Source organism: Brevundimonas pishanensis, assembly GCF_022750635.1.
Taxonomy (GTDB): Bacteria; Pseudomonadota; Alphaproteobacteria; order Caulobacterales; family Caulobacteraceae; genus Brevundimonas; species Brevundimonas pishanensis.
Genome location: NZ_JAJKBG010000003.1, coordinates 400,350 through 416,747, shown reverse-complemented (window position 1 = coordinate 416,747; position 16,398 = coordinate 400,350). Strand labels below are relative to the sequence as shown.

Genomic DNA, 16,398 nt, shown 5'->3' with positions numbered 1-16,398 from the left:
ATGATGCGTTACGCAACCAGAGCCGGAGCAATCCGCCGGCCGGTCCGGAGCCGGTGACCGTGGCTATCCGCAAACTCCTGTCCGGTTTTCGCGATTTCGCGTTCGTGCTGCTGGCGACCGTCACCGTCCTGTTCTTCCTGCTTCGCCTGACGGGCGATCCGGCCATAGTTTTGGCGGGCGAAGGCGCGACGGCTGACCAAATTCAGGCCATTCGCGTCGAGAACGGCTTCGATAAGCCGCTGGTGACGCAGTTCGTCTCCACGATTTTCCGTCTTGCACAGGGTGACTTCGGCAAGTCCTTGCTGGACGGCACCCCTGCGATGGAAAAGGTACTGGCCGCCCTGCCCGCCACGCTTATGCTGGCGGCCATGGCCATCACGCTGAACCTGATCGTCTCGTTGCCGCTGGGGGCATGGCTGGGCCAAAGCCAGACATCGAGATCCCGCAAGCCCGTGCGTGCCTTTCTCTCGGTCCTTCAGGGCTTCCCGGGCTTTGTTATCGCCCTGCTGCTGATCAACCTGTTCGCGGCCAGCCTTGAGTGGCTGCCGTCCATCGGCTTCTCGGGTCCGGCGACGTGGATTTTGCCCGTCGTCTCGGTGGTCTGCTTCCTCGCGCCCAAGCTGATCCGCGTCGTCGAAGCCAATACATGGGCCGCGCTCAACGCCAACTTTGTGCGTACCGCCCGTTCAATCGGCGCATCGGACAATGTGATCCTGTGGCGTCACGTCCTGCCCAATTCGCTGCTGGGTGCCGTGGCCCTGATCGGTGCCGAGATCGCCTTTATGCTGACGGGCCTCGTCGTAATCGAAACCATCTTTGCATGGCCCGGTATCGGCTGGTTGCTGGTGCAATCCACGCTGAACCTCGACTTCCCTGTCGTTCAGGCGGTGGTGATTGTCATGGTCATCTCGGTCTTCCTCAGCAATGCCCTGACCGAAGCCGTCCAAGTCATTCTGGATCCTCGCATCCGCGTTGGCGCGAGGGCGGACAAATGAGCCTCGCCAAGATCATCCGCTCCCCCCTTCTGCCGCTGGGCATGGTCGGTGTCGTGTGCGCCCTGACCATGGTGTTGGGTGATGCGCTGTCCGGCCACGACCACCGTGCAATCGACCTGACGGCGCGTCTGCTGCCACCGCTGTCACCGGATCACCTGCTGGGCACCGATGAGCTGGGCCGCGACCAACTTGCCCGTTTGCTGACGGGTCTGCGCTGGTCGGTCGGGGCTGCGTTCTGCGCCACGGTCATCGCATTTTGTATCGGCTCGGCCTTCGGCATTCTGGCTGCCCACAAGGGCGGCATTCTGGGCTCGGCCTTACGCCTGCTGACGACCTTTACCCAGTCCTTCCCGTCCTTCGTCATGGCCGTGACCGTCATCGCCATCTTGGGTGACAGCGGCTTTGTTGCCCTGACCCTGACGCTGGGTCTGGTGACGTGGCCAGTATTCTCGCGCGTTGTCTATGCCGAGGCCCGCAGCCTGTTCCAACGCGAATACGTCCAGGCCGCCGAGATGACCGGCATGTCCAAGATGCGCCTATATTTGCATCACGTCCTGCCGGCGCTGATCCCCACCCTGTCGGTGCTGGTGGTGTTCCACTTTGCCGAGATGATCGTGGCCGAAGGCGCTTTGTCCTTCCTCGGCATCGGCGCGCCGCTGGGTGCCGCAACTTGGGGGGCCATGCTGAGCGAAGGCCGTGGCTACATGCTCGAAGCGCCTTGGCTGACGCTGGCTCCGGCATTCGCCATGGTGATCATCATCGTATCCGCCCACCGTCTGGGCCAGTATCTGCGGAACATCACCCGATGAGCGCCGTCACCCATTCCGATATCGCGCTCGACGTCAAAGGCCTCCGTCTTGAAGCCGTCGAAGGTGGCCGCGTTCTGGTGCCATCGCTCGATCTGCAAATCCGTCGGGGCGAAATCCTCGGGCTGGTGGGCGAGTCCGGCTCGGGCAAGACCCTGACCTGCTTCGGTATCGCAGGGCTGTTGCCGACCGGCGTGCGCATGACCGCGGGCGAGATCATCCTCGACGGCCAACGGATCGACAACCGTTCCGAAAAGGAATGGCGCGCCATCCGTGGTGGCCAGATCGGCATGATCTTCCAGGACCCGCTGTCGTCGTTCAATCCTGTCAAAACCATTGGCTCGATCCTGATTGAATCGGCCCGCCGTCATCAGAACCTGTCGAAAGCTGAAGCCCGCGCGCTCGCCATCGACATTCTGAAGTCGATGCATCTGCCCGGGAGCAGCGCCTGCGTCGATGCCTATCCGCACCAACTTTCCGGCGGTCAGCGCCAGCGGGCGATGATCGGTCTGGCGCTTATCAACAATCCGGCCCTGCTGCTGGCAGACGAGCCAACCACGGCGCTGGACCCGACGGTTCAACTGCAAATTCTCGCCCTGATGCGCCGCAAGGTATCGAACAGCGCGGGCTTGATGGTCACCCACGACATCGCCGCCGCCGCCGCCATCTGCGACCGTCTGGTTGTGATGCTCGAAGGGCAGATCATCGAGGAAGGTCCGACACGTACCATCCTGTCGGCACCACAGCATGACTTTACCCGCCAGCTTCTGGCCGCTGCCCCGATTGGCACGCTTACGCACGGAGGTGGCCAATGACCCTGCTGCAGATCAAGGACGTCAGCGTCGCCTATGGTGACGGCCCATCCAGGAAGACGGTGCTGGCCGATGCCTCGCTGACGCTCGCAGCCGGACAGGTAGCCGCCATCGTGGGCGAGTCCGGCTCTGGCAAGTCCAGTCTGGTGCGCGCCGTTGCCGGTCTGGTCGACCCATCGGCGGGTGAAATCCTGCTGAACGGGCAAAAGCTGCTGCCGCTGCGCAAACGCTCCAAGGCCACGCTGCACGCCATCCAGATGGTGTTTCAGGATCCGGGTGCCAGTTTGAACCCGCGCCACACCGCCCGCCAAATTCTGGACGAGGCACTGTTGGTCAAAGGTGGCCGCACCGCCTCCCAGCGTCAGGACCGTATCAAGGAACTGCTGGCACTGGTGCATCTGGACGACCGCCTCGCCGAATTGCGCCCCGCTGCCCTTTCAGGTGGTCAAAAGCAGCGTCTGGCTATCGCCCGCGCTTTGGCTATGGAGCCGCAACTGCTGATCGCAGACGAGGCCCTGTCGGCACTCGATTTCGCCAATCAGGACAAGATTTCGGCCCTGCTCCAGTCCCTGACCAAGGAACTGGGTCTGGCCATGCTGTTCGTGTCGCACGACATGCGCAGCGTGCGCCGTATGGCCGATCAAGTCTGCGTCATCCAGACAGGCCAGATTGTCGAGCAGGGTCCGGTCGCTGAGGTGCTCTACCACCCGCGCACCGCCTACACCCAGCTTCTGCTGGCGGCAGCCCTGAACCCCACGGCAGCATTGGCCGACCCGCGCCTTTCCACCCTGCTGGAAGACGGTGCGGCGATTGATGACGGCGTTCTGGCCGGGGTGATGGACATTATTCGCGGCGATGCCCGAATGGCCCCGTCCGGCGAAGGTGTGGCGTAAGATGAAGATGACTTCGTTCAAATCCTTGCTGGCAGGCATGGCCTGCGCTGCGGCCTTGGGCGTCGCTGCCTGTGGTCCGACCGCGCCGCAGAATGATCAGGTCCTGCGTGTGGCCGCGGGCTCCCTGCCCTCCAGCCTCGGCAACCCTTTCCGTGGCAACAGCCGCCCCGGTTCGCTGATCTGGCTGGCGATCTTCGATGGCCTGACCGCTATCGATGACAATGGCGAACTGAAAGCTGGCCTTGCGACCGAATGGACGCTGGTCGAACCGACCGTCTGGCGCTTCAAAATCCGTGAGGGCGTCACCTATTCCAACGGTCGCGTCTTTGATGCCGCCGCTGCCAAGGGTGTGTTCGACTATCTGGCGTCAGAAGAAGGCAAACGCAGCCTGATCGGAGCCGAGAACCGCGGCATTGCCTCCACCCGCGTAGTCGGCCCGCTGGAACTCGAGATCGTCACCGCCCGTCCCGACCCCGTTCTGCCGCGCCGTCTGGCCGCTGTGATGATGGTCGATGCCGAGGCTGTAAAGTCCATGGGCATGGAAGCCTTCGCTCGCCAGCCTGTCGGCACGGGTGCCTTCACTATGACGGGCTGGGACCAACGGTCTCGCCAACTAACGTTGGTGCGTAACGAGAAGTCGTGGCGTCCGTCCAAGATCGAGGGCGTGGTGTTCTATGAACTGCCCAGCGCGGCGGGACGTACCCAGTCGCTGCTGTCCGGCGACATCGACTTCTCGCTGGTCGATCTGGAAGAGTTGGAGCGCCTGAACCGCAAGGGCTACCACGTCCTGTCGTCGCCCTCGGCTCAGGTCAAAGCCTATAGCTTCCGCAATGTCGGCGGCCCTGACGACAGCCCGATGAAGGACGTCCGCGTCCGTCAGGCGCTCAACTATGCCGTCGACAAGGACGCCATCGTCGCCCTGATGCCCGAAGGGGCCAGGGCCTCGGGTCAGCCCGCTGCCGAGGGCGTGTTCGGCTATGATCCGACCATCAGCCCCTATCCATACGATCCGGCCAAAGCGAAGCAGTTGCTGGCCGAGGCGGGCTATCCGAACGGGTTCGACCTGACGATGGAGGTCATGGTCGACGCCGCGCCCGGCGATGACCTTATCTCGCAGGCCGTCGCCGAATACTGGCGCAGCGTGGGTGTGAACACCAAGCTGAAGGTCATGACCATGCCGGACTTTTTGGCAAAGTATCAGGCCAATAGCTGGGCGGGCGAGGCTCTGGCCCTGTCATGGAACAGCTTCCAGTATTACGACACGACCCGCGCCATGGAGGACTTCTCCTGCGGTCGCCGCGTGCCCTTCTTCTGCGATGAGACCATTACCGCCGAACTGGAGAAGGCTCGCCAGATCATGGATACGGACCAGCGCCTGATCGCCTATCAGAAGCTGGGTCGCATGTACCACGAGGCGGCACCCTCGGTGTTCCTGCTCGAGCACCGCGACCTGTTCGCCTACAGCCCGCGCGTCGGCAATGTGAAAATCCGCCACCGCGTTCCCGTCTACGAAGAGATGACCCTGAACCGCTAAGGCCACCGCCTTCGCGTCCATCCGCCAGTGCACTCCCGAGTTACCGATGACTGACACGACCGCCTCGACCGACGTTTGGGACCTCATCGTTATTGGAGGCGGTACAGCGGGATTGTCAGCGTCCATCTTTGCGGCCCAGCGGTCCAGCAAGGTCCTGCTCCTCGATACAGCAGACGTACTGGGCGGCACGCTGTGGGTCGCCAACGGCCAGCTCAGCGCCGCGGGCACGCGCCTGCAAAAAGAGCGCGGCATCGAGGACAGCCCGCAAGCCCACTTGGACGACATCATGCGCCTCAGCCGGGGCACGGTGAACGAAGACTTGGTGCGGCTGGCGGTATGGAATGCCGCCGACACCTTCGACTGGCTAATGGATCAAGGTTTTGACGTCGATCCGGCTTGTCCGGTGGATGGTGTAGGCCACGAACCCTATAGCCGCGCTCGTTATTATTGGGGCCAGCAGGGCGGCGCATCAGTGCGCAAGGTTCTGGTCGCTGCCGTCGAACAGGCTGTCTCAGAAGGCCGCTTGGAGGTACGCCTCCAGCACCGTGCAAGCCGTCTGCTGACCGATGATGCAGGCAATGTGATCGGTGTCGAGGCGACTGATGCTGATGGCGCGGCGCATCGCTTCCACGCTACCAGCACCGTGCTGGCATGTGGAGGCTACACCGCCAATCCGGAGATGTATGCCGAGTTGAACGGGCGTCCTCTCTATACCAACCTGCCCTATCGCCACTCACAAGGCGATGGCTACACGCTGGGGCAATCTGTCGGTGGTACGCTGCGGGGGGGCGAGAACTTCTTCTGTAACTTCGGCTTCCTGCTGGACAGTGACCAGCCGAAGCCCGGCATGGTCGGACGCCTGAATACCTATCCTCAGAAGCGCCTTCCGTGGGAAATATACGTCAACGTCCATGGCCACCGTTTTGTGCGCGAGGATATGGAATCCGTGGACGCCCGCGAAAATGCCCTGTTGGAACAACCGGACCAGCGATATTGGGTCATCTTCGACCAAAGCATTCTAGAGCAGGCCCCGCCCTTCATTGCTGGTTTTGACAGCGCTGCCATTGCCGCCCTGTTCGCTGATAACCGCCCGTACTTCTATAAGGCCGACACGTTGGAAGAGCTGGCCGACCGGGCGGGAATAGCCACCGAAGGTCTGCTCAGCGCCATTCGCGGATATAATTTCGGCGTCGCCTCCGGCAATGACTTCTTCGGGCGCAAACACCTGCCCGCCCCCATTGAAATCGGCCCGTTCTACGCCATCCGCGCGCAAGGCGCGGCCGTTTCCAGCGCGGTCGGCCTTAGCGTAGACAAGTCCCTTCGCGTGGTCCGCGATGACGACCAGCCGATCCGCGGCCTGTGGGCTGCAGGCGAGATCATCGGCGCCAGCCAGACCATGGGACGCGCCGTGTGCGGAGGCATGATGGCCACGCCCGCCCTGACGTTTGGCCGTCTTCTGGGTCAGCGCCTGATCCCGTTAGGGGAAGGCCAATGACAACACCCCTTCTCTCCGGACGCCGATCCTATGTCACCGGATTGTGGGGACAGGTTCACATCAGACAATGGGGCCAAGGCCGCCCACTGGTCCTGCTACATCAGACGCCATGGAACGGTATGCAGTTCCACAAACTGGCGCCTCTTCTGGCTGCGGCAGGCTGGCAGGTCATCGCGCCGGATACGCCGGGCTATGGGCTGTCCGATGCACCGCCGTTTGCACCCACCATCGAAGACTATGCCGCCAATCTGGAGGTTACCCTCAAGGCGATGGGCATCGAGACTGCCGTCGTGGGTGGTCACCATACCGGTGCCTTAATCGCCGCCGCCTATGCCGTATTGGCTCCCTCGCGGGTGCATGCATTGGTCCTCGATAATCCGCCGCTATATTCCGCCGAGGAGCGCGCGCAGCGACAGCAGGCGCCGCACCGCGCCTTTGGCCCGCAGGAGGGTGGAGGGCATTTCGCTGACCGTTGGGCCTTTATGCGCGGGTTTGCCGATCCCGGTCTCTCGGTCGAGAGCCTGCATCTGGCCAATCTGGCTTACTATCTGAACGACATCACCCAAGATCACGGCCACAGCGCCGCCTATCGTTTCGACCTGCAGGCCGTTCTGCCGTTGATCGCCAGTCCAGCCCTGCTCCTTGCCAGTCGTCTTGACCCCGTCGGGCACCACGCCGAACGCTTTATGAAGATCCATCCCGAATGGCAGATCGCGCCGCTGGATGGAGGCTCCGCGAATATTATTGAACAGCCTGGAATCTGGTCCGGCGCGTGCGCGGCCTACCTTAAAGGGCGCGGGCTGTAGTCCACGGCTCCTAAAAGGTATGCAATTGCAGTCCTCTAAGGAAAACCACCTGAGATTACAACGGGTGTGATCCATATGCCGCACGCGAAAAATCGCTGATTTTTGGGTTTCTTCGAACGTCTTTACGTGATTGACAGACCACCGGTGGGCGTACAGTGTTCAAACGTATTATATATAATACATGTGCGCTCGATCGCATGGAGGGGAATTTAATGGCCATTCGCGCAATAAAGCTGGCGGGGACCAGCCTTGCTGCAATCATTGCCGGTGCTGCACTGCCAGCTATGGCTCAAACTGCGGGTGCAGATCAGGCAGTTCAGGTTGACGAAATCATCGTCACCGCCCGCAAGACCAGCGAGCGCCTACAAGAAGTGCCCCTCGCCATCACCGCTATGAACGCGCAGGACATGCAGCGTCGCGGCGTACGCGAAGTGGCCGACCTTTCCTCGGTTGCTCCGGGCCTGAACATCGAAAAGGATCAGGGCCGCCGTTTCGAGCGTCCGGTGATCCGCGGTCAGGCCAACGTGTTTGGCTCTCCGAACGCGGCGTCCTTTGTTGACGGTGTCTATATTCCTGACTCGCTGTTCGCGACCGAACTGGCCTTCGTGGACCAGATCGAAGTGATCAAGGGCCCGCAATCGGCCCTGTATGGCCGCCAGACCTTCTCGGGTGCCATCAGCTACACCACCCGTCGCCCCTCGAATGACCGCGAACTCCTGCTGCGCGCCACCGCAGCCCAGCACGACGAATACAATCTGCTGGCCGGTATCTCGGGTCCTATCGTGGAAGATAAGCTGTCGGCACAGGCATCGTTCAACTACTACACCTATGGCGGCGAGTACCGTAACAACGCGCCGGGCGACTCTTCCGACGGCCGTATGCTGGGTCAGGAAAAGACCGTCGGCGGTACGCTGGCGCTGAACTACACCCCGACCCCGAACCTCAGCTTCCTGCTGCGTGCGTCCTACGCCCACAATGACGACGGCCATGAGCCGATGGCCATGCAGCGCGCCTCGGCGAACAACTGCTATCTGTCGTCGCGCACCCAGTATTATTGCGGCGCGATCAACGTCACGCCCGACATGATCGGCTTCAATCTGGATGAAGTCGACGGTGGCGGTGTAGAGCGCAAGACGGGCCGTCTCAGCCTAACGACCGAATACGATCTGAACGGCTACACCCTCACGTCGATCACCGCGTACAACAAGTCGGAAGAAGACCGTAAGGCCGACCTCGACTACCAACCGACCCGCCTGCTGGGTGGTTCGCTGCACGTGAACGACCAGATCGACATCGATGGCGTCAGCCAGGAGTTCCGCGTCACCTCTCCGCAAGGCGAGCGCCTGCGCTGGATGGCCGGTGCCTACTACTTCAACAGCGATCGCTGGGACGGCCGTTACCGCTACGTGACCAATGCGCTGCAGAACAACGGCACCATTGAAACCAGCAACCTCGCTGCCTTCGGTTTGGTCGGTTACGACTTCACCGACAAGCTGTCGGGTACCGCTGAACTGCGTGTCGCCGAAGAAGAACTGACGCTGACCGGTGGCGACTCCAACTTCAACCTCGGTGCCACCTATCGCTCGACCAACCCGCGCGTGACCCTGTCGTACAAGCAGAGCGAAAACTTCATGCTGTACGGCCTCGTGGCCAAGGGTAACAAGCCGGGCGGCTTCAACACCGACGTGCGTCTGGCTCCAGCTGACCGCTCCTACGGCGAAGAAACCGCCTGGAACTACGAAGTCGGCTTCAAGAGCGACCTGTTCGACCGTCGTGTCCGCCTGAACGTCGCAGGTTACTTCATCGACTGGACCAACCAGCAGATGACCCAGGTCGCCCTGCTGTCCTCGACCGAGACGGTCTCCTTCATCCGCAACGTGGGTGAAGTCGAGGTGAAGGGTATCGAGGTCGAAGCCCAAGGCAAGATCACCGCCGACTGGCTGGTGCGCGGTACCTTCGCCTACGCTGACAGCGAATACACCAAGGCCTTCGATCCGGACCTTCCGGCCCTGACCGGCGGCAGCTCCGACATCTCGGGTAATGCCATCCCGAACGCTCCGAAGATCCAGTACTCGCTGGGCACCAACTACGCTTGGTACATGGGCGAGAACCGTTTCTTCGTGGACGGCACCTATGCGTTCCGCTCCAAGAAATACGATCAGGTCGCCAACCTCGCTTGGGTTGACGGTCGCGACACCGCCAACATCCAGCTGGGCTGGGAGCGTGGTCCGCACCGCGTGATCCTGTTCGGCCGCAACATCTTCGACAACATCGATCCAGTCGGTATCGTCCGCTACTCGGACTTCGCTGCCAGCCCGAAACGCGGCTTCGTCGGCTCCCTGCCGCGCGGTCGCCAGTTCGGCCTGACCTATGAAGCGAACTTCTAAACCTTAGACGGTGAGCAAACTAAAAAGCCCGTAGCACCCGCTGCGGGCTTCTTTTTTGGTCTCCGCTCACCGCCCAACAAAAAGGCCCCGATCCATAAGGTCGGGGCCTTTCTGCAAGGAAGGTTCGCGGGTTTTACGTCTTCTGGCCCAACACCACGTACCAGGCGCGCGGGCCGTCGCGCATTTTCACGGTCGTCTCCAGCACTTCGTCTTGGCTGAAACCGGCTTCCAGCATCACCGACGGTACATGAGCCTCGGTGAAGTCGTCCCAAAAGGGCTCGTCGTTATTCTTGGTCTGCCACGAGAAGATGAACTTCTCGAACGGGGTAAAGTCCGCGCCCTTCACCGGCACATCCTGATGGACCACGATACCACCCGGCTTCACCACGCGGCGCGCCTCGGAGAAGATGCGACCCAGAGCTTCGCGGGAAACCTCGTGCATCATGTTGTGCGAGATCACGAGGTCGAAGCTGTCGTCCTCAAAATCCAGAGCGCCCGCGTCCATCTGGCGGAAATGCGCCTTCAGACCCATAGCCTCGGCCCGCAGGTGGGCATAGCGCAGCAAACCCGGTGCCACGTCCACGCCATAGACCTCTGCCTCGGGGAAGGCTGCCGAATATCCCACCGTCGCACCGCCCGACGAACACGCCAGATCAAGAATGCGGCGCGGTTTGAAGTCGGGATAGCGCGCCTTCAGAAACTCGATAATGGCCGCCGACTTGGAGTCGCGCATGCCGATACCGGTACCCAGCGAATAGGCATTGCCGCCGCTCTCGTAGAAGGCACCCGCCACGAAATCGGTCGCGGACTCTTCACCCAGCATATAGCCGCCCGGCTGGCCGTGGATGTGCGCGGCATAGGCGTCAGCGGGGGCTTTGAAATCAGGGCTGGTCTCGCACGTACCGCCCGCCGGCGCATTGGCCAGACGCGCGGCGACCTCGGTCATGCGCGGAAGTTCACGATGGATGGTCGTGCCGACCGAGGTCCACATCACATCCTGTGCGCTACGGCTGAATGCACTCCAGATCTGGTAGAAAGGATCATCGACCATTGCCGCCGTGATGTCTTCGACCGTCTGCGGCTCGCGGCCCGTTATGACTTTGAAAGCGGGTCCCGCGCGGTTTTCCAGCGCAACGCGGTTGGCGTTTTCGAAACGACGCAGGTGGTTTTTCAATTGCACGATATACTGGGTCCGCGCCGCCTCGTCATGGGTCGGTCGTGCCAACATCTCGTGCGTGGCTGTACGGTCGATAATCATGCGCATCCCTCCAGCGTATGCACTTTCTAGCATGACGAAAGCGCTTTAGGATGTATTATATCAAATACAAGCTCTCCGAAAGCGTCGTTTAACGCTTCCGGCCTTAGGTGGCAGACATAATGAACACCGGTTGCACAGACATAGCCAGTCCCCGCCCCGATCTGGGGGCTGCGGCGGTCGTGGCCTTACTCACGCCCGCAGAGAATCCGACGTCAGAGCCGGAGATTTCGACCCTGCTGCCGCCGGACTTCAATGTCCTGACGGGCCGCATGTTTGCGCCATCACAGGATATGCACGCGCGCTTGCGGGCCTACGAGCAGCAGATCCCGCGCTGGATGGAGCCGTTTGGAGACGCGCCGCTGGATGCCGTCGCCTTTGCCTGCACGGGGTCGTCCTATCTGCTGCCAGATGAACAGCGCTGTGGTTCTACCTTCGAACGCAGTCACGACACCCTCCCCCTTATCGCCGCGGCCCGTGCGGTCGAGCGCGCGCTGAACGCACTGGGCGCAAAGCGGATCGCACTCGTCAGCCCCTACCCGCCCTCGTTGACCGATCCGGCCACCGCCTATTGGGAAGCGCAGGGGTTCCAGCCCGCATTCGTCCTACAAGCCCCCAAGTCAAAGGTTGCTGGACACCCCATCTATACCCAGACCTCGTCCGACCTGTTGGCCGTGCTGGAACAAGCTGCGTCGGTCAAACGCATCGATGCCGTGGTGGCCACCGGCACCGGTGCCCCCAGCCTGCCTGCGCTGGCAGTCGCTTCGATGAAGTCAGACACGCCAATCCTGTCCTCCAACCTGGCGACCGCTTGGGCGGTTTGCGAGGACCTTGGGCAGGGTATGGCGCTGGAGCAATGGCTGGCGCGGGACGCAGCCTGGCGTGACCGGCTCGCCGCCCGTTTCCCCACGGCGCTTGCACGCCTCACCCAAGCCTGATTTCTAATCGCCTATTGCCGTTCCGGAGTTCAAATGGCCTCTCCCAAACAACCGCGTCCGACCTTCTTCGAGGACACCGCCAACGACCGCCTCACAGCAATTATCACGGCCCTGACGGCCGAGGTTGCCACCCTGTGCGACCGCGTCGTCACGCTGGAGTCGGTGCTCGCTGCAAATGGCGTGATGGCAAAGGATGCCATCGATAGCTATCAGCCCACGCCCGAGGACATGGAAGAGCGCCGTCAACGCCATGCCGCCTTTACCCAGCGTGTCTTCTACGTCCTGCAAGAAGAGATTGACGCCTTGAGCGACAGCGCAAAACTCCAGGGCTGAACCCACAGACAAAAAAGGCCGGAGCGATCCGGCCTTTTTCCATATCTGGTTTTGGCTCCGATCAGGTGATCGAAGCCGCCTTGCGCAGGCCATCGATCATGGAGGAGCGCATGACATAGGCCTTGTGCTGGACCGGATCGGACAACATGGCCTGCATCTCGACCATCATTGCCTTGCGACGCTCGCCATCGCGTTCCTGCATCCGGCTGCGGTTTTTATCCGCTTGGGCGAGGATTTCTCTTTCGGCAATCGGACGGCGCTGGCGCGTATAGAGATCAAGCAGCCCCTCGTCGGCACCGCTCAAAACTTGATGGAGCTTATCGGTCAGATTGAAGGCATCGTGAACGCCGCCGTTCATACCCATGCCGCCCGACGGACTGTTGATATGGGCAGCATCCCCCGCGAGGATCACGCGACCCTTGCGATAGTCCGGCGCGATGCGCATGTGCACGCGATAGGGGCGGATTTCCAGAACCTTGTACGGCTCCTCACGCGCCACAATGCCCTGAAGCTTGGCTTCGATTGATGCCGGATCCAGAGCGTCGTCGATGCTCTCTTCGCCTCTCGGATACAGGCTGCAACGCCAAAAATCCTTCAGCTTCAACAGCGAGAACGTCCCGCCTTCGGTCCAGCAATAGTTGACGTTGGACAGTCCCTCGAGGTGCTCCTCGAACGGGAAGTCGGTAATCGCGAGGATGGTAGTTTCTGGATAGGTCTTACCTTCCAGCTCCCAACCCAACAGGCCCCGCACCGTGCTGCGCGCGCCGTCTGCAGCGATCACATACTTCGCCGTGATCGTGCATTCTTGCCCGTCCTGTTCATACACGACGCGGGCAGAGGTATCGTTCTGATCAACGCGGACCACCTGTGCGCCCATGCAGATCTGGACGTGGCGGGCATAAGCCAGCCGGGCCTCCAGGATGCGGCAGAGGCGGAACTGTTCGCACTGCAGCCGGAAGGGGTGGTCCGTTTCGCCTACAAGGTAGGACAGATCGAAAACAGCCTTGTCGCCGGTGTCATGGTTGCGGATTTGCCAATGATCGCAGCGCAATCCTTGCGCGATCAGTTCGTCAGCCACCCCGTACTGCGCCAACATATCGAGCGTCGGCGGATGGAATGTGGATGCGCGCAGATCTTCGGGCAGGACTTGTTCCTGTTCCAGCACAACTGCCGAAATGCCGAAGCCTTCCAAGCGCAGAGCCGCACTTAGGCCGACAGGCCCTGCCCCCACGATCACGACTTGCGTGTCGATCTGCCCCCCGACTTGGACCATAACTCACCCCGAAATCTAACTTGTATTCGATGTAATACATTATCCGATGGCACGACAACACTATTTTTGGAGCCTGCAACGCTTTCGCCGCATCCGCGCACGATATTTGCGCTTTGAACGCGATCAGGCTTTTGATAACGCCAGTCTTGGTCTTGCCCGTCACGTTTAAGACGTATTAGGTTTAAGACCACTAATCATACTGCCTGACGGCACCGTACAGGAACTGAGTAATGGCTACCGGCACGTCCAACCCGTTCGACCTCGCTCCAAAACTGGTCACCAGCTTTATCGACGGCCAGTGGGTAGGTGATCAGGGCGGACACCGTATCCCGACCTTCTATCCCGGTAACGGCCAGATCATTTCAGAGCTTCAGGAGGCCGACGCCAACGAAGTTGACCGCGCTGTCCGCTCGGCCCGACGTGCCTTCAACGATCCGAAATGGTCAGGGATGGCGATTGAAGAGCGCCAGTCCATCCTGTGCCGTATCGCCGATGCCATCGATGCCAATGCCTATGAACTGGCGACGCTGGAGACCCTGAACGCCGGCATCGTGCGCCGTGACGTGCTGGGCCGTCAGGTCGTGCGCGCCGCCTACAACTTCCGCTTCTTCGCCGAGGTCATCAGCCAGCAACCCGGGCAGGTCTGGCAACAGAACAAAGACTATCTGACCTTCGTCACCCGCCATCCGGTCGGCGTAGCCGCTCTGATTGCGCCATGGAACTCGCCGCTGGCCTTGGCCTCGATGAAGGTCGCGGCGGCCATCGCCTATGGCAACACTTGCATCCTGAAGCCGTCGGAGCAGACCCCGCTCTCGCTGGCGCGCATGGTCGAGATCATTAACGAGATCACCCCTGTGGGGGTGGTGAACCTCGTCAACGGTCGGGGCCAGACCACCGGTTCGGCACTCGTTGATCACTCAGACGTAGATCTGATCGCCTTCACGGGTGGGACCGAAACGGGCCGCACCATCATGCAGGCCGCCGGTCGTCGCTTGAAGCCTGCCGCAGTGGAATTGGGTGGCAAGTCGGCCAATATCATCTTCGCAGACGCCGATCAGGAACGCGCGCTGGACGGTGCGCTGGTTTCCATCTTCTCGAACAACGGCCAGCAATGCCTCGCAGGTTCGCGCATTCTGGTCGAGGACTCGATCTTTGACGATTTCGTCGGTCGCTTTGTCGAGCGCGCCCGTAAGATCAAGGTGGGTGATCCACTCTCGGACGAGACGGAGATCGGCCCTATCGCCTCGGCACGCCACCGCGAACACATCCTGTCCTACGTCGACATTGCCCAGTCACAGGGCGCAACCCTGCTCACCGGCGGCAAGGCGCTGGATCGCGACGGCTACTACATCGAACCGACGGCTGTGCTGGCCCCCAGCAACGGAGACCGCGTGTGTCAGGAAGAGATTTTTGGCCCCTTCGCCGCCTTCGTGAAATTCTCCGACGCCGAAGACGCCATTCGCATGGCCAATGAAAGCCAGTTCGGCCTGGTCGGCTATCTGTGGACCCAGAACGTCGACAAGGCCCTGCGCGTCAGTCAGGCCATCCGCACCGGTCTGATGTGGGTGAACACTCCGATGGTGCGCGAGCTCCGCGCCCCGTTCGGTGGCGTGAAGGATTCCGGTCTGGGCCGCGACGGTGCGACCTCCTCTATGGCGTTCTTCACCGAAGAAAAGACCACAACAATCCCCATCGCCGATGTGCCGCTGCGCAAGTTCGGGGCCTGATACAACAAAGGGGCGATCTATCGGATCGCCCCTTCTTTTTGTCTTACCGCACGCGGAAGATTAGCCGATATGGCGCCACTGCGGGCGGGCCGAGCTATTATCGCGTGTGAGCATCATGTGATACTCGTACTGGTCGGGGTTATACAGGCCGACCTGATGCTCCAGCGGGTGGCCGTCGACGCTAAACACCGTCCGGCGCATACGCAGCAAGGGCATGCTGATCCCGACATTCAGACGTGCAGCGGCCTCGTCATCGGCCGGAACAGCACTGATGGTCTGCTCCGCACGGTCAGGGCGCAGACCGCCATCTTCCAGCAGCCGGATGATCGGCCGGTCGTCGATCAGATGCTCGGGAGCCAGATGGGCGAAGTCATGCGGCACATAGACCAGAGACAGCGACAGCGGCTTGTCTTTGTAGAAGCGCAGACGCTCGATACGCAGGGTTGTGTCCCCGGGCTCAAGACGTAGGGCTTGCAAGACAACTGGTGGCGTTGGCGCATCGGGTACGTACGACAGCAATTGCGCCGTCGTTTCCAGCCCCAGCGTGATCAGGTTCTCGACCAGACCGGATACACGGTTGATCGTGCTGGTGGCCGTCTCCGGACGCGGCGCGGCAAACGTGCCCACGCCATGGCGGCGCACGATGAAGCCTTCTTTTTCCAAGGTTTCGAGGGCGCGACGAACGGTCACGCGCGAAACATCATAGGTTTGCGACAACTGCATCTCGGAAGGCATGGCCTTCCCCGACGAGAAGACACCATCCTTGATTTGCTGTCGCAAGATAGAGCTAAGCTGGTGGTAAACCGGCAGGCTGCTGCCCGTTCCTTGCGCCTTGAGACTACGACGCGAGCCACCACTCCCGGATTCAGCTGAACGCTGCAAAATTGCCACCCTTTCAAGTCGCGACCCTGGGATCTCGACGGCCAAATTATGAAAGCACGCGGCCGAGGAAATTAAGAACTGAACGCGCATTACCGCATGTCGCGGAGAATGCGCAAATACAAATAATATCGTTATTTATCATGCGACAGTGGAAACGGCTCCCTGTCGCGAGTGCGCGATGTTTAAATGGCCATGCCAAATGCGCAAGATCATCTGCAGGCGACCAAAAAGGGCGACGGTTCGACCCGCCGCCCTTAGGTAC

General features: G+C 61.3%; 14 protein-coding genes. 11 read left to right on the top strand and 3 right to left on the bottom strand.

The window, feature by feature from the left end:
- Positions 1-59: 59 nt before the first annotated feature.
- The 8 genes from LOX95_RS08350 to LOX95_RS08315 all read left to right on the top strand — a co-directional run bounded on the left by LOX95_RS08350 (position 60) and on the right by LOX95_RS08315 (position 9,728).
- On the top strand, positions 60-995 hold the full coding sequence (locus LOX95_RS08350; RefSeq protein ID WP_242914011.1) for an ABC transporter permease: 936 nt from the start codon (positions 60-62) through the stop codon (positions 993-995).
- Positions 992-1,804, top strand: coding sequence for an ABC transporter permease (locus LOX95_RS08345; RefSeq protein ID WP_242914010.1), 813 nt, complete (start codon positions 992-994; stop codon positions 1,802-1,804). Before LOX95_RS08350 ends, LOX95_RS08345 begins: the two co-directional genes overlap by 4 nt.
- Positions 1,801-2,616: an ABC transporter ATP-binding protein gene (locus LOX95_RS08340; protein ID WP_242914009.1), complete on the top strand. Its 816-nt coding sequence runs from the start codon at positions 1,801-1,803 to the stop codon at positions 2,614-2,616. The genes LOX95_RS08345 and LOX95_RS08340 overlap by 4 nt, the downstream gene beginning before the upstream one ends.
- A complete protein-coding gene (locus LOX95_RS08335; RefSeq protein WP_242914008.1) occupies positions 2,613-3,506 on the top strand; it encodes an ABC transporter ATP-binding protein in 894 nt (297 codons plus the stop codon). Before LOX95_RS08340 ends, LOX95_RS08335 begins: the two co-directional genes overlap by 4 nt.
- The gene (locus LOX95_RS08330; RefSeq protein ID WP_242914007.1) at positions 3,469-5,040 is read left to right on the top strand and encodes an ABC transporter substrate-binding protein; all 1,572 of its coding nucleotides are present in this window, start codon (positions 3,469-3,471) and stop codon (positions 5,038-5,040) included. Before LOX95_RS08335 ends, LOX95_RS08330 begins: the two co-directional genes overlap by 38 nt.
- A 46-nt stretch (positions 5,041-5,086) precedes the next feature.
- Positions 5,087-6,535, top strand: coding sequence for an FAD-dependent oxidoreductase (locus LOX95_RS08325; protein WP_242914006.1), 1,449 nt, complete (start codon positions 5,087-5,089; stop codon positions 6,533-6,535).
- Positions 6,532-7,341 (top strand): alpha/beta fold hydrolase, encoded by an 810-nt coding sequence (locus LOX95_RS08320; protein ID WP_242914005.1) that lies wholly within the window; start codon positions 6,532-6,534, stop codon positions 7,339-7,341. Before LOX95_RS08325 ends, LOX95_RS08320 begins: the two co-directional genes overlap by 4 nt.
- Positions 7,342-7,553: 212 nt before the next feature.
- Positions 7,554-9,728 (top strand): TonB-dependent receptor, encoded by a 2,175-nt coding sequence (locus LOX95_RS08315; protein ID WP_242914004.1) that lies wholly within the window; start codon positions 7,554-7,556, stop codon positions 9,726-9,728.
- A gap of 133 nt (positions 9,729-9,861) precedes the next feature.
- Here the strand turns inward: LOX95_RS08315 and LOX95_RS08310 are convergent, their stop codons facing one another.
- Positions 9,862-10,986 (bottom strand): class I SAM-dependent methyltransferase, encoded by a 1,125-nt coding sequence (locus LOX95_RS08310; protein WP_242914003.1) that lies wholly within the window; start codon positions 10,984-10,986, stop codon positions 9,862-9,864.
- A 119-nt stretch (positions 10,987-11,105) separates the two neighbouring features.
- On the opposite strand from LOX95_RS08310, the gene LOX95_RS08305 reads away from it, so the two are divergent.
- Together LOX95_RS08305 and LOX95_RS08300 are read left to right on the top strand one after the other, a co-directional pair.
- Positions 11,106-11,921 (top strand): maleate cis-trans isomerase family protein, encoded by an 816-nt coding sequence (locus LOX95_RS08305; protein ID WP_242914002.1) that lies wholly within the window; start codon positions 11,106-11,108, stop codon positions 11,919-11,921.
- Between the two features lie 33 nt (positions 11,922-11,954).
- A complete protein-coding gene (locus LOX95_RS08300; RefSeq protein ID WP_242914001.1) occupies positions 11,955-12,254 on the top strand; it encodes a hypothetical protein in 300 nt (99 codons plus the stop codon).
- A 61-nt stretch (positions 12,255-12,315) separates the two neighbouring features.
- Here LOX95_RS08300 and LOX95_RS08295 read toward each other — a convergent pair whose 3' ends face one another.
- The gene (locus tag LOX95_RS08295; protein WP_242914000.1) at positions 12,316-13,527 is read right to left on the bottom strand and encodes an FAD-dependent oxidoreductase; all 1,212 of its coding nucleotides are present in this window, start codon (positions 13,525-13,527) and stop codon (positions 12,316-12,318) included.
- 230 nt (positions 13,528-13,757) lie between these two features.
- Here LOX95_RS08295 and LOX95_RS08290 point away from each other — a divergent pair, with 230 nt between their 5' ends.
- Complete coding sequence (locus LOX95_RS08290; RefSeq protein WP_242913999.1) at positions 13,758-15,254, top strand: aldehyde dehydrogenase; 1,497 nt, start codon at positions 13,758-13,760, stop codon at positions 15,252-15,254.
- A gap of 60 nt (positions 15,255-15,314) precedes the next feature.
- Here LOX95_RS08290 and LOX95_RS08285 read toward each other — a convergent pair whose 3' ends face one another.
- A complete protein-coding gene (locus LOX95_RS08285; protein ID WP_242913998.1) occupies positions 15,315-16,226 on the bottom strand; it encodes a GntR family transcriptional regulator in 912 nt (303 codons plus the stop codon).
- Positions 16,227-16,398: the final 172 nt, after the last annotated feature.

What these genes read in the sequence shown, in the direction of transcription:
- LOX95_RS08295 (WP_242914000.1), bottom strand. Translation starts at nt 13,527, where the DNA reads ATGGTCCAAGTCGGGGGGCAGATCGACACGCAAGTCGTGATCGTGGGG.
- LOX95_RS08305 (WP_242914002.1), top strand. Translation starts at nt 11,106, where the DNA reads ATGAACACCGGTTGCACAGACATAGCCAGTCCCCGCCCCGATCTGGGG.
- LOX95_RS08345 (WP_242914010.1), top strand. Translation starts at nt 992, where the DNA reads ATGAGCCTCGCCAAGATCATCCGCTCCCCCCTTCTGCCGCTGGGCATG.
- LOX95_RS08325 (WP_242914006.1), top strand. Translation starts at nt 5,087, where the DNA reads ATGACTGACACGACCGCCTCGACCGACGTTTGGGACCTCATCGTTATT.
- LOX95_RS08340 (WP_242914009.1), top strand. Translation starts at nt 1,801, where the DNA reads ATGAGCGCCGTCACCCATTCCGATATCGCGCTCGACGTCAAAGGCCTC.
- LOX95_RS08310 (WP_242914003.1), bottom strand. Translation starts at nt 10,986, where the DNA reads ATGATTATCGACCGTACAGCCACGCACGAGATGTTGGCACGACCGACC.
- LOX95_RS08320 (WP_242914005.1), top strand. Translation starts at nt 6,532, where the DNA reads ATGACAACACCCCTTCTCTCCGGACGCCGATCCTATGTCACCGGATTG.
- LOX95_RS08335 (WP_242914008.1), top strand. Translation starts at nt 2,613, where the DNA reads ATGACCCTGCTGCAGATCAAGGACGTCAGCGTCGCCTATGGTGACGGC.
- LOX95_RS08300 (WP_242914001.1), top strand. Translation starts at nt 11,955, where the DNA reads ATGGCCTCTCCCAAACAACCGCGTCCGACCTTCTTCGAGGACACCGCC.
- LOX95_RS08330 (WP_242914007.1), top strand. Translation starts at nt 3,469, where the DNA reads ATGCCCGAATGGCCCCGTCCGGCGAAGGTGTGGCGTAAGATGAAGATG.
- LOX95_RS08290 (WP_242913999.1), top strand. Translation starts at nt 13,758, where the DNA reads ATGGCTACCGGCACGTCCAACCCGTTCGACCTCGCTCCAAAACTGGTC.
- LOX95_RS08315 (WP_242914004.1), top strand. Translation starts at nt 7,554, where the DNA reads ATGGCCATTCGCGCAATAAAGCTGGCGGGGACCAGCCTTGCTGCAATC.
- LOX95_RS08285 (WP_242913998.1), bottom strand. Translation starts at nt 16,226, where the DNA reads ATGCGCGTTCAGTTCTTAATTTCCTCGGCCGCGTGCTTTCATAATTTG.